7 protein-coding genes are annotated in these 14,689 nt (G+C 38.5%); 1 reads left to right on the top strand and 6 read right to left on the bottom strand.

Annotation, left to right across the window (positions count from 1 at the left end; genetic code table 11):
* Window positions 1-10: 10 nt before the first annotated feature.
* The 6 genes from K8P02_RS15765 to K8P02_RS15740 all read right to left on the bottom strand — a co-directional run bounded on the left by K8P02_RS15765 (window position 11) and on the right by K8P02_RS15740 (window position 12,358).
* Window positions 11-1,150: a hypothetical protein gene (locus K8P02_RS15765; RefSeq protein WP_025866959.1), complete on the bottom strand. Its 1,140-nt coding sequence runs from the start codon at window positions 1,148-1,150 to the stop codon at window positions 11-13.
* Window positions 1,151-1,400: 250 nt separating this feature from the next.
* The gene (locus K8P02_RS15760) at window positions 1,401-2,387 is read right to left on the bottom strand and encodes a family 43 glycosylhydrolase (protein WP_025866960.1); all 987 of its coding nucleotides are present in this window, start codon (window positions 2,385-2,387) and stop codon (window positions 1,401-1,403) included.
* 18 nt (window positions 2,388-2,405) lie between these two features.
* Complete coding sequence (locus K8P02_RS15755) at window positions 2,406-5,333, bottom strand: DUF4982 domain-containing protein (RefSeq protein WP_025866961.1); 2,928 nt, start codon at window positions 5,331-5,333, stop codon at window positions 2,406-2,408.
* Between the two features lie 21 nt (window positions 5,334-5,354).
* Window positions 5,355-7,328 (bottom strand): FG-GAP repeat domain-containing protein, encoded by a 1,974-nt coding sequence (locus K8P02_RS15750; RefSeq protein WP_195450130.1) that lies wholly within the window; start codon window positions 7,326-7,328, stop codon window positions 5,355-5,357.
* 33 nt (window positions 7,329-7,361) lie between these two features.
* Window positions 7,362-8,369 (bottom strand): glycoside hydrolase family 43 protein, encoded by a 1,008-nt coding sequence (locus K8P02_RS15745; protein WP_025866962.1) that lies wholly within the window; start codon window positions 8,367-8,369, stop codon window positions 7,362-7,364.
* Window positions 8,366-12,358, bottom strand: coding sequence for a hybrid sensor histidine kinase/response regulator transcription factor (locus K8P02_RS15740; RefSeq protein ID WP_007487357.1), 3,993 nt, complete (start codon window positions 12,356-12,358; stop codon window positions 8,366-8,368). Before K8P02_RS15740 ends, K8P02_RS15745 begins: the two co-directional genes overlap by 4 nt.
* A 508-nt stretch (window positions 12,359-12,866) precedes the next feature.
* Between K8P02_RS15740 and K8P02_RS15735 the strand changes: the two genes are divergently transcribed.
* Window positions 12,867-14,648 (top strand): T9SS type A sorting domain-containing protein, encoded by a 1,782-nt coding sequence (locus tag K8P02_RS15735; RefSeq protein ID WP_223381514.1) that lies wholly within the window; start codon window positions 12,867-12,869, stop codon window positions 14,646-14,648.
* Window positions 14,649-14,689 lie beyond the last annotated feature (41 nt).

Genomic DNA, 14,689 nt, shown 5'->3' with positions numbered 1-14,689 from the left:
TGGTCGGTACTCAGATTTTCTCGCCATAGACTTTGCCATTGACAATCAGACGTAATACATAGCGCTCTGATAGCAAAGAATCAATAGCGATGGACTCACGATATTGTCCCGGACGTAATGCTTTCTTCGGGTAAATAGCCAACAGTTCACCCTGAACAGTATATAAGGCCATCTCAACCTCGCAGGAAGTATTCAGCATATATTCTACAACCAGATTATTGCTTTCCTGATAGAATTTACATTTTCCCATCGCATCCTCTAATGAGAATGAACCATTACGGGATCTATTCTTTCCCGACTGCCGTTGTGTAAGTGTCTCTTCACGCTTCTGCCGATTCTCCGTATCTTCATTCAATGTATAATATTGGTCAACCGTAGGATAGTAGAAAGCAGTCTGAAAATGAGGAATGGGAACACTGTGGCGGATTAGGGTGTTTTCCACTGTCTCTACTATCGGATAACGATAGCCTGAAGCGTACCAACTATAAGTATCGGTCTGTGTAACAAGTGTGTCTGTGTTGATGCGATATGAGATACTGTCCGGAGTGAACTGGCGTAACCACAAAGCGGAGTCTTCTGCCATTACGGATTCGTTGCTCAGGTTCAGATCTTGTACAAACCGTCGTTCTGTATGTATCCGTAATACATCAGGAATAGTATCTCCGGCTATGATCAGGGTTCCTGTTGCATCCACCGAAACGGTGGTTTTGCCTAATAGTTCCATACCATAGGCATGTTGGTATTCACCGGTATAGCCAAAGTAACTTTCGAAGTGGCTGCCCAATTGTATGGGATATACGGCCAGAAGTTCCGGATGAATTGCTTTTTGGTAGGTTGATATATTTTCGACTTCGGTTTTCCATAGAGAATCTCCTGCCACACGATAAGTGTATCGGGTTCGATGTTCAGTGCCTGTCAATAGAGAATCATTGCCGGTATAGATCAGTTCATACTGTTCGTCTATAGGAGTCAGGTGGTCGAATTGCCATACTTTTCCCGTACCGCTTTCTCCCGGAGGAAGAAAGCGAATTTCCTGTTTATAGATTTTGTCACCTACCCGGGGGAGGGTGGTCGATTTGTGAAAGAGGGTTTGTGCATGTGAACCGAATAAGTAAAGGCAGAACAAACATATAAATAAAATCTTTTTCATGTGGGAATTATTAATTTTATATTCATAATCATATAAAAAAGGAAGAAAATCTATTAGCCGGAGATAGAGATCAGAAGGTCAATAGAAATAAGGTTATGAAAAATGTTATATTTCTGAAAATTAGATTGTTACAAAGGTGTACACTCTTGTATGACATAAGTGTACACTTTTGTTGTATAAGAATGTACACTTTTGCATGGTAATAATGTACATTCTTGCATATCTCTTGTCAAAACGCGTGTCGCAAGTCTTATTTGTGTTGTTTCACCATGCGGATAGTGCCGTCTTCGTTATGATATAACTTATCTGCGCAAATAGAACGTAACGCAGGATTGTTGGATAAGGATATCGTGTGATAGAAAGCAAACCACTCCCCTTTGTACTCTACGATAGAACCTTGATTGGTAAAGCAATCGGAAGGTTCCATATAGACACCCATGTATTTCCACGGTCCTAAAGGGTTGTCACTTATGGCATAACGCATACAGTTATAGCCTTTCATGCCGTCATTGTTATTGGGCTCGTGATTATCAGCATAAGAAAGATAATATTTTCCTTTATATTTATGTATCCACGTAGCTTCGTGGAAATCATCTAAACCTTCCATAATTTTCATCTTACCATCCAACTCCATCATATTGTCTTTCAGTTTGCCCCCTTTGCAAATGCCACCTCCACCGTTATATATATAAACTTGACCGTCGTCATCTGTGAACACGCAGGGATCTATCATGGGGTCCATTCCTTCGATGTATCCTTGAACTGTAAAGTTGGCAGCAGGTTCTTTACTGGTGGCTACTCCTATTTTCCAACTATTGTTTGTATACGTATCGCTGGGATGTGGGAAATAAAAATAATAGGTATCATTCTTATAAGCACAGTCCGGTGCCCACATGAACCCGCCTTCTTTACGTCCCCATGGCACTTGAGAAGCATTCAGTATTTCTCCATGATCTTTCCAGTGCACCATATCATCGGTAGAAAAAACATGATATCTGTCCATCAGGTCACAACCCTGAGGTGGATCTATGTCATGCGAGGCATAAACGTACAAGCGGCCGTCTGCCCAGACATGGGCAGATGGATCGGCTGTGTACATATGTCGAATAAAGGGATTGGGAGCCAGACTGTCGATCGTTACTTTCTCTTTCCCGATCGTTTTGTTTTCTGGTGACTTGCGAGAAGCCATGCATCCTACTAATAATAAAGTGCATATAGCATAAATATATTTTTTCATCATCATGTTGTCCGAAAATTAATGTTTGATTTTTTTTGATTTAATAATGCTTTCTCCTGAGATTAACCCATCCGAACTCACTTTCACTTTTATCTTTCCCGGTTTAAAAGTGGTACGTACAGCTACTCTCATAAGTCCTCCTTCTGCCTGTAATTCTGTATCTCCGGGGGCGTGATAGGATAAGTCTTTACCTTCGGTAACATAGAAATTATAGGAACCTTTGTATATACCTTCGCCTTCAACTTCAAATTTCAATAGATTATCGGCCCATGGACACCAATGCCCATCCTTATCTACCACTTTGGCTGTCACTATGAAAGCGTCGGAAGCATTTGCTTTCAAGATAAATTCTTCTCCGGTGGGCTTAGCCGCAGGCTTCTCGATTGTAACTTCTATGGCATAGGGCTTATCGGAAGATTCTATTTTCTCTGAACAAACAGGGTGTTTGTTCGTATCAAGACCTACGGCTTCTACGGTACCCGGTTCCCATTGGATATCTCTCCATGTACATTGGCGGGTTCTTTGATCTGGCTCAACAATACCGTACGACTTTTTATTGATAAATAGTTCGACGTAGGGACAGTTGCTCCAGGCATCAATATTTTGAATACCTGAATAGTTCCAGTGGCTTTGGAGTGCAACTCCCGGTTGCTGAGAATAGGGTACCCAGAGTGCTTTTTGGTAAATTCGGTACTTCAGTTTAGGAAAGCGGTTTCCATCCATTGCGCATGAACCCAGGCTCTTCTGATTTTTCATTCCATTCAGATAGATTGTATAACCTTCACCGTAAGTTTCTACCAGCATCCAGTCAATCCAACCGCAAGCCTGATTGTCCAGGTTATCTAAATAGTTTCGTATGTAATCCATTGAAAATTCCTTCTCGTTATTATAATCAAACCGTGCGATGCACCAACTCGGAAGTCCACTCCAGTTGGCACCATAAACCTCTGTGTTTAGTGACGGGCGGCCTTTTACTTTTTCATAACGATTGGTATAACCAATCACAATGGGTTCTTTCTCGTCCCATTCAGGAGGATAACCGTCACGATTGAGAACCAGCCGGGGTTGTATATAATCCCATGCTTTCACTTCGCTGAGTGTATGTGATGGCAGGTATTTATCTCCATCGTATGCCAATCCGTTATTCGATTCCCAAATAACGACGGACGGATGATTACGAAAGGCTACAAGCATTTCCCGGTCATACTCCCGTTTGTATGTTTTGGCCGGTTCATTCTTTAGTGACCATTCTCCGTCTCCACTGTTTACAATTAATAAAACCCCGTAAGCATCACAAGCTTTGAGTGCTTCTGTGAAAGGTGGCTGATGTCCAACACGCAATGTATTACCTCCGCACTGGGCAATAAGGGCAATGTCTTGCCATTGCAAAGCAGCGGGGATAGCAGCTCCTAATCCCGGATATATGTTTCTGCTTCCGAAGCCTCGTAAAATACATTTTTCTCCGTTCACGTAACAGTAATTTTCATCCCAGGTGATTTCTCTTATTCCAAATGGCTCGCTTTGGCTATCTGCTAATTTGCCGTTTACGTATACTTTATTCAATACCGTATATAGGTATGGAGTACCGGAGCAACCAATGGGATACCATAAATGAGGGTTCTGAATAGATTCTGTATGGTCAAACAACTGGGTTGTTCGGGCTGATACCTTTTGTTTGTCGGAGAAAGACAATACAGTGTGTCCTTGTTGATCCTGCAGATAAGTGCGCAACTCAATATCCTGCTCTTGATCTGTAGTGTTGTCAACGTTTACCTGGAAACGTATCGTTGCTTTTTGAGGTGTAGCCGATACTGTTCCCAAATAAGTACCCCATTTCTTTAATGGAGAATAGCGGTTGAATGGAATATGTATTTTATGCTTTTTGTGCATGTATATCGGGCAAACGATGCCACCCATAGCCTGTCCGAATCCTTCATTTGTACCAAACTCCGGCCAGGTAAAAAATGTGTTTTTAGCATTAGAGACTTTAATGGCTATCTGATTTTCCGTATTCCATTTTATGTATTTTGTGATGTTCACAACAAAGGGGAGGGCACTACCTACATGAGTGACTATACCCGGATGCTGTACTTGTGTGTTACCGGGGATGGCTTGTCCATTGATAAAGACAATAGCCGCGAAGTTTATTCCCTGAAATTCAAGGAAGATTTCTTTATCCCGGTCTTTTTTGCTGAAGCCTATTTTTTTTCTGTACCAGGCTTCTCCTCTCCAGCAACGTTCGCCTGTGCTGGCATTTAAGTAGGTATCGCGTTCATTGAAACAGTGAGGAATGCCGACCGATTCCCATTGATCGTCTTTAAATGCCAAACCTGCTATTTCCTGGTCTGAATAATTGTTTTCGACCGGATAAATGGCAAGTTCGCTGATACGCTTCGGTAACTCTTCATTCTTTTCGGACTGGCAACTTAGAATTGTCAGCCTGATGTATCGATAGGATGCCGAAACAGGGATGGAGAGGTAGGTATATGTTACCTTTTCAAAATAACCTACTGTATTGTTCACATTGGATATGTCACCTTCTTTGTGAAGGTCACATGCTCTTTTTACTGTACCTTCTGCCATCGGATACCAATCTTCGTTATTAAGGCTGGCTTCCATTTTCACAGTGGCAAATCGTGTCTGATCTCCTTTGAATATTAGTTTGAAGTTTTTAAGCTGTTTCTTTTCATGCAGATCGATGAATAGATGTTTTTCTGATGAATAATCTGCTCTCCATTCCGTATGAATATCATCGTCATTTATCTCTGATACTTTTTGCAATCCATAAAGAATACTTGCGTCCTTGGCTAAGTTTGTTTCTTGCCGGATTACTTTAGAAAATTTCCATGGAGTGTCTCCTAAATTAATGGACTGTTGCTCTTTTGAATATATATGTAATTGGCTGAACAGGGCAACGCATGCAAGTAATAAATATTTTTTTTCCATATAGTGAGAATCTGAATTGGGTTATAGAATAACGCACTTCTGTCTTTTTATAGTTGAATTTGTTTTAATCATGACGATATAGCTACCTTTTTCCTGTAAAGTGATGCTCCCAGCCTCCTGGATTTGATTCTGATACACAATGCTACCGTCAGTTTTGAATAGGGTTATATCTCCCGTTCCTTTGATTGAATAGTATACTGATTTTCCCTTGCTATGGATGAAGATAGCTTCTTCTTCCTGATTTGTGATTCCACTAACCTGATCAATCGTTAGCGTGGATTTAGCAAAGAGGCTGCCTCGCTTTCCATTATCTATGGCCTGTACTCCCCATTCATATACACCATTGGACTCTATTTTTATTTTATATGAACATTGAGTGAGTTGGCCCGAAATGCGACCAACTTTGATAAAGCCGGAAGATATATCTGCCGGTACCGTCATATAGCATGTCCCGGAGTCTTTCTTTTTTAGATAAATGTTGTACTGTAATGCACTTTGAGGGGTGATGTCGTCAGTGGCGGGATCCCACGATAAGGAAAGCAGGTTAGTACCTTCTATCAAACTGGCTCTTAAATTCTGAGGGGTTCCCGGAGCTTCATTCTTGCTTACATTAGAGGTGTTTTTCCAGAGTTCAGTATTACAACCCGAATTGCAAGCGTCTTTTGACCATCCTGAAATCCATGCATCCAGCCGGCCGTCATTGTCAATGTCGATCAGTTGTTCACTTCCATGGGTAACTCTCGGAAATGCCCAGCCATAATTCTCTTTATTGTACCATGCCATAGGCTCGAAATCAAAATTCCCCTTGTTTACATAGAGCCAGGTAGTATGTTCATACGTATTGTTATGACCACCTACTAACATGTCTGCCAGGCCATCGTGGTTGATGTCGCCGAATGAAAGCTGCCCTCCGTCTATCGGAAGCAGTTGTTCTTTTTCTATTTTTTCAAAATCCCGGTTTCCTTTGTTCTTATAAATATAGAATTTTTTTTGACCGTTATTGAAATATACACCTGTTATGATAATATCTGCCCAACCGTCATTGTTTAAATCGCATACATCACATGAGGAGTTGGTGGTTGTATCAAAGTTATAATCTGATTCTGTAAATGTACCATCTTGCATGTTCCAATAAACATGCATTTCAGATTCTCTTGAATAACCATATCCGGTAGAAACGATATCCAACCAGCCGTCATTATCCAGATCGACGAAACACACACTGCCGTCGGTCATTCCATGGAAAGGTTTGTTACCGTTTAAGGGCGTTTTCTGAAGCTCGAAGGATTCTCCTTTTATGTTCCTGAATAAATACACCACTCTTACCGCGTCTTCATAATCATCTCGGTTCGATCTTTCTTTTTCATCGAAACCTGTGATGAGCAAATCGGTATATCCATCATTGTCATAGTCACCTGCCACTGCCCAATTGTGCCCTTTCCCTCCGGTTTTTCCATTGAATATGGGTATTAATCCTGATTCTGATACTGGTATCTCTTGAAATTTGTATGTGCCGTTAGTCTGTACTCCTTGGTTGATATATAAACGTGCTTGTATTGTTGAGAGGCGAGTACTCAAATCATTCCATTGATAATTCCAATCACTTAGCCCGGGAATAAATAGATCCAGAAGTCCATCATTGTTCATGTCGAACCATACCGGACACGAAAAAGCGGTGGAGGCAAATGGAGAGGTTAGTTTGTTGAAGGTACCATCCCCGTTATTCTGATAGAAGCTTTCCTGAGTTTTCGTTGCACTGCCATGATTATTTTTATCACTGTAAAATAGATCGAGGCTACCGTCGTTGTTATAGTCACCCCATGCCATGTTGGTATATGTGGCATGGACAAAGTCCAATGGATCTCCACCGATACTCAATAGTACAGGTTTTTCCATGTATTCAAATCTGACATTTTCAATGTCCCCTGGAGTCTGAGCATGTGATACTATGCTCAGACAACTACTACATGCGATTAATAATAGTTTCAGTTTCATAATATAAAATTTAAGAGATGATTTTGTGTATTGCTATTTCTTGAAGGACCATTCAGGTTTCCATTCTATGCTTATTCCCTCCGGATGGAAATTAATTGGTAACCAAATATATCTGGAATCTATTAAGTCCAGTTTGTTCCACCTGTCAAACATTATGATATATTTATCTTTCTTTGGATCTACTGATATGGCAAATGTACTTTGTCCTCCAAATGACTTATTTGCATTCTCTCCGATACAGGGATTACCCATTGTTTTCCATTCGCCCAGTATGGAGTCGGCGATTGCATATTCTGCTTCATTAGGGTCCCATCCACTACATCCGGAAGTGATCAGATAATATTTGTTTTGTCTTTTAAAGATGGCTGGGGCTTCTCTGTACTTTCCGGAAAAGGCAGCTCTATATATCCCTGTGTGTGTCAGATAATCGTCTGAAAGTAAATGGAAGAATAAAGTGGAGTTACCTTTGGTTGAATAGATATGATATGCTTTTCCATCTTCATCTTTAAACAAGGTCATATCTCTACTTTCTTCTCCACCGGGACGAAGAGAGTGTAAATATTGGAAGTTTCCTGTCGGGCTGTCTGATATAGCCACTCCGGCTGCGGCCTTCGAATAATTATAGTTGTCAATATGCATCCACATCACAAACTTCTTTGTTTTATCGTTGTAGATTACCTTGGGACGTTCTATGACCATAGATGGATGGATGTCGGATGTCGGATCTGTCATGTCAGGTTTTAATACGATACCTTCAAACTTCCACGATTGCAGATTTTTAGAAGAGTAGCAGGCTACTCCTCCTGCCTCTGTCCTGTAACAATCCCACTCTACACCAGGTGCATGGTAAGTTGAGTCATTTTTATATTCACCATACCAATAGTAGGTTCCATTGTGATATAAGATTCCTCCTCCGTGTGCATTAATCGTGTTTTGGTCTGTATCTGTCCATATCTCTCCTGAACGAATCGTTTTTGATGAACCACATGAGTAAAATACAATTAAAATCAGGCTTAATAAAAAAAAACTTATTCCTTTCATTTTGTTAAATTTATGTTATAATCATTTGTGTTTGTCATCCTTTGTTGCTTCTCAAATTCTTTGGGGGTCATATTAAATTGTTTCTGAAATAATTTGATGAAATAGGAGGGGGAGTTTATCCCGACAATATAGCATACTTCTCCTGTACGATAGTGTCCTTCGGCTATCAGTTCAGAAGCTTTTTTAAGCCGGATGAGTCGGATAAAGTCGGTAGGCGATGTTCCGGAAAGGGCTTTGATCTTTCGGTGTAGGCTTGACCGGCTCATATTAGTAATTTCAGACAGGCGTTCAACACCAAAGTTTGAGTCTGTTATATTCTCTTCAATAATACCAATGATCTTATTTATTAATTCTTCATCAGCTTTGCATAATCCTATTGAATGAGATGTAACGTAAGGCTTTTTGATGAATGCCTCTTTTTCTCTTTTTCTGTTTTCCAGCAGTGAACTCAGTTGGGTTATCAGATATTTGAATGAGAAAGGTTTTTCAATGTAAGCGTCTGCTCCGGTTTCAAGTCCTCTGATTTTACTGCTCAAATCATTCTTGGCTGTTAATAGAACAACTGGTATATGACAATATTCAATATCTGTTTTTATTTTCTTACAGAGTTCGAAACCATCCATTATAGGCATCATAATATCTGTAATTACAATATCGATATTTTTTCTTTCAATAATATCAAATGCTTCGGCACCATTTGTCGCTTTCTCTATGGAGAAGCTGGAGTTCAGCTTTTCTGTCATAAATGACAATAATTCAATATTATCTTCTACAATTAAAATGGTCTCCTGTTTAGATGGCGGCTCAATAAAATCATCGTTAAACAAATCGATTTCTTTATCTTGTTTCAATACTTCACCTTTTGGTATAACTAACGTAAATATATTTAGATTATTTGTACTTTTGTATTTTAAAGTACCATGATGCAATTCTGCAAGTGATCGGGCTAAAGATAAGCCTATGCCGGAACTGGCATTTATATTTGCATTTTTTTTCAATTGATAGAACGGATCGAATATTTTATCTTCCATCTCAGAGGGTACTATTTCACCATCATTTTTTATTGTCAGATGGAAATGTTTACTTGTATCCTCAAGTTTTATGCTGATATTTCTATCTGAATATCGGATTGCATTTGAAAATAGATTATTCAAGATTTTTATGAAAGAGCCTCGGTCGATCTGCGCATAGATGTCTTGTTCGGGCATATCAATCTGCATTATTCTATTTATAGATAATCCCATAGGCAGGAATTCCTGATAGACTTCGTTGACAATGACTGATATATTACTATCAACAAGATTCATGGTGACTTTATTGGCATCGATTTTTCTAAAGTCCAGAATCTGATTGATTAAAGTAAGCAGTTCAGATATATTTTTCTGCATAAGCTGAACATTCTTTTTAATGTTGGGTTCTTTAATATCCATTTCTACTAATGATTCTAAAGGACCGTTGATTAACGTCAATGGGGTTCGTATTTCATGAGCGATATTGGTAAAGAAATCAATTTTAGAACTATATAGTTCCTTCTCTTTTTCACTTTCAAATAAACGTTGTTTTTCTAATGACTTTTTCCTATGTACATAAGTGTAGTATTTGCTTGCCAGATAAATACAGATAATAATTATAATAGCATAGCAAAAATAGGCAGTCCAGGTTCTCCACCACGGAGAGAGAATGATGATTTCAATGGATGCCCCCTCTTCGTTCCACTCGTTATCATTGTTGCAGGCTTTTACAATAAATTTATATTTCCCTGGCGAAAGATTAGTATAGTTTGCACTTTGGCTATCTTTGGTATATATCCATTCTTTGTCAAGGTTTATCATTTTGTATGCATATTGATTAGCGGTTGGACATGCATAGCTTAAGGCAACAAAGCCTAACTCGATACTATTTTGATCATGTTGTAATGTGATTGGGCCTGATTTCAGGAATTCACTGTTCGTTTCCTTGTCTTGTGATTTGTTATTTTTATAATTAATATATGTAATGTATACAGGTGGAATGAAGTGATTCTGTTCCATTTTTTCTGGGAAAAAAGAGATGAGGCCTTCTGCTGTTCCGAAGAATAATTCCCCTGTACTGCTGACTAAGGCTGATTTATAACTAAACTGGTTACTGGGTAAGCCATTATTTGTTGAAAATATTTTGATACTATAATCCTGTGGGTTTAACTGTATCAATCCATTGTTAGTTCCGAACCATAAATAGCCATTTTTATCTTCTACTATTTTATATGCACTATCATCCGGTAACCCTTCAGCTAAAGAAATTTTATGAAAATTGTTTTCTTTGCTATTATATTTGCAAATACCTCCTCTGTCTGTAGCGAACCATATATCTCCGTTACTCGTTTCCATAATATTGCTCACCGAATTGGAACTCAAAGAAGATTTGACATTAATTTGATTTGTATAATGCTCTATTTTCTGTGATTCTTGGTTGTATTTATATACACCATTACCCATGGTTGCTACCCAAATATTTCCATTAGAATCTTCAATAATATCGTAAATATAGCACAGACCGAATTCTTTTACATTGACAAACTCCATTGTCTCTTTATTGCCTTTATAAACACCCCAACCGTTCCCTAACCAAATATTACCATATTTGTCCTCGCATAAGGCATAAATACTGGATTCATTCAATTTTAACTGATTTCCTGAATAATGTTGTATATTGTAGGTCTTCGAGGAAATGACATCCAACCCGTTTTTGAATAAACCAACCCAAATATTTCCATTCGTGTTCAATAAGCTCAGAGTCTGTTCAGATGTTAAATCTTTACTGATTTCTCTTCCCATCTTTTTGAATGTTTTCTTTTCCGGAGAAAAAATATTAACTCCGGCATCTTCTGTCCCTATCCATATATTCTGGTCATTATCTTCAATGATTTCTCGCACACGTTTACTGCTGATTGTTTCTTTCCTATTTAGTGGAATGTAACGGGTAAATTTGAGAACTGAACTTGATAAATAGTTGATTCCTCCTGCATTTGTTCCAACCCATACACCCCCTTCCCGATCTTGATAGATTTTTCCCACTTGATTGTCCGAAAGTGAATAATTAGACATCGGATCATTGTATATCCTGAATACTTCGCCTTCTTCATTTAATATATATATACCAGACTGGGTACCTACCCATAATTGATTTCCTAATTTGGTGATGCAACGAATAATTTTATAGTGTATCTCTGGCGCATTTACATCAGTAACTGTATTTTTCCTTTTGTGAATCTTGCGTAGTTTGCCTTCGTGTATGCCAAGAATCAGAAACTCACCATCATCCGCCATTGTATAAATATTTTCTCCGGCAAGTGTGTTGCCTTGTGTATCTCCAAGATATTGATTGAATTGATTGGTGTTTTTATTGTATAGATATACTCCTTTTCCATTTGTTCCTATCCAGACTCTGTTACTTTGATCTATACATATACTTTGAGGATTACCATGATCCGGAACTGATTTTTTTCCAAAAGCATAGAACTTTAATTCTTTATTGTTTTGAAGATAGCGGAATAATCCCTGATTAGGAACTACAATCCAGATATTCCCATCTTTGTCCTCTTTTATATCAGATATCCAGTCGGTCATGGTAATCCCTTCTGACGTTTGTGTATTCATATAAGTGAATTTCCCGGTTTGAGGATTTAGTCTGAAAACACCATTATCAGTTCCCACCCACAGTTGTTTTTCTTTATCTTCAAATAAGGAAGAGATGTTATTATTTTGTTTTTGTGCTACATGATCATAACAATCAAACACTTTAAATGTATTTCCATCGTATCGGTTGAGCTTATTGCGAGTTCCAAACCACATAAATCCATTACTATCTTGAATGATTGCTTTAACGTTGGTCTGTGATAATCCTTTATCTCTACTGATAATATTAAAATAGTAGTTATTCAAAGCATATCCAGACATGTTGGACAATAACATCGAGAGAAGGATGAAAGTGTTGAATACCGGCTGTTTCATACCTTTTTATTAATTAAATTATTGGTGCAAACGTAGCCATAAATAAAATAATGCCTGGTTCAAAAAATAGCAAGTTAGTCGTATCTGCGATTGAGTAATGGTTCGTACGGGTTTCTTATACACGGATGCGTTATAAAATGAAACCAACGTATTATTTTTTTTGTGCCTGTTTGGGATGTACTTCTATTTTTTTACCAGAATATGTTTTGGGGGTTCGGATGTGTTGTATAGAAAAAAAAGCCTTGTGACCAAATTGTTATTTTTTGAAATAATCGTGCGATGTAAAAAGAAAAGGAAGCCATACTTTTGTCAACAGTGAATTAGTTAAAGATGATTGGCTCTGAACGGGGGATTCCGGGCAATATCTCTGTTTTTGGTAAACAATTAAAATGGAGTCTGTTTTTAGCAAACCCCCAAGTATGTAACTATGAAGGCTTCTGGAAAATTAAGAGTCGGAGTAGTTGTTATCTTGGGTCATAAATAAATGTTTAATTTAAATTATTTTACAATGAAAAAAAACGCATTACTTATTGGGGCTTTAGCTCTTTTTGCAACAGGTCCTGTACTGGCTCAGGATTTAGTGATCGAAACAATGAAAGGGAATGAGAACATTGAGCTGGTTCAAGATGCTATCTTTGATATTGTTTATGGCAATGTTGGGCAGACAAGCAATATGACCATTGTTGGTTTGGGAGAGGTTGATTTTGGGGCAGATGGAAATGCCTATAAAGCTACTGGAGTAGAATTTGCACAGGGATGGGGTGATTTTGGAGTTGAGAGATATGTAGTTCTCAGTGCTGGAGAAACATCGGAAACGGCTGTCCCATTTACAGAAATGTTGGTAGATAGAACATATGGTTACCATTGTTTTGAAATGTTTGCATACAACATGAAAGAAAGCGAAGATTTTGAACGCCCAATTGGTAAGCAGAAGGTTTGGTTGACTTTCCGTTTGGGGAATGGAAATCTACGTTCTGTGAAGTTTTATCAGGAGGCCTTTGCGGAAGCAGACGAAGGTGTTCAGCCATGGCCAAGTGAATTGCCTGAGTATAAAGAAAATGCTACCATTATTGGCGCTTCTGAATTTGTAAGAGCTGTAGCTATACCGGAAGATCCGGATGTAGTAGATCCTTATAAAGATACTAAATATGATGGGAATAGTGATTGTTGGGGTGGTGTAAGAGAAGGCTTTATCGCTAAGTCTACTGAAAAAGTAGATTTTGGGAATGGAGAATTTCAACAATTAGTTGCTTTTATCGGGCATGATGGTGAAAGATACAGAGAATATATGGAGTTCTATATTGATGAGGTAAAACCTGAAAATATGATTGCAAGAACCTGGTCGGGTATTAATTTGCAAAAATGGAACGACTTTACTCCAATCGCTACTCAGTTGAAAAAAGTAACAGGTTCTCATTATTTGTTTGTAAAATGGGGTGATGCTACTAATCTTCATAGAATAGATTTACTGAAAGAGCCGGTTTGGTTTGAGAATCCACAATGTGGTATTGTTTTTGAAAACGTACTACCTTCTGAGGATGCCGTGGTATATGTAACTAAAGGAACCGGTGAATCAGGTGGTGATCCAGCAGTAGGTGAGATGGAATGGAAAGTAGTAGTTGCGGGTAGTGCTAATGCCCGTGGTGAAGGTAACAATATTGGTTATACTTCCAATGGGGTTGTGGTATGTTATTATGATGTTGATTTCAAAGATGGTGAATACAAAAGGGTAATCATTAATCACTCCTGTGATAAGAATTGGTTAGGCACGATTGATGAGGCTAACTTCTCTCTCTATACAGACTTGGATGATATAAAATGGGGTTACATAACAAATACGGAAGAGTTGAATGCGGCACTTGCCGATCATGAACCAATTGCCAAAGTCAGAGCCCAAGGAACGGGGGCATGGAGTATAAAAGAGGGTACTGCCGGACTTCTGAAAGAGGTTAAAGGAGTACAAAACCTATATATTGTTTATAACTTACCTCAAAGTGCCGGAGCTAATATTTATGGACTGTACCTGGATCCGAATGTAGGTGAAACGACAGGTATTAAATCAGTAACATCCATTAAAGGGCTGGATATATACTCTGTAAACGAGGAGGTTATTGTGAATTCTGCAGAAGAGGTAAATATAGCTATCTATACAGTAAATGGTGTACAAATAGCTAATAAGAGACTACCGGCCGGTATTACTACGATCAGAAACTTTGCTTCTGGCTTGTACATATTGAAAGCTGTCAACAAACAGGGTGCTGTGAAAAGTACTAAATTGTTAGTGAAGTAAGATAAATCATAATTTAACTATCATGAGGGTGCCACGTATAC

The sequence above is a fragment of the Bacteroides nordii genome, from assembly GCF_019930665.1.
In the GTDB taxonomy this organism is placed as follows: Bacteria; Bacteroidota; Bacteroidia; order Bacteroidales; family Bacteroidaceae; genus Bacteroides; species Bacteroides nordii.
Note: the sequence above shows the minus strand (reverse complement) of the source record. Positions and strands in the feature narration are given on the sequence as shown.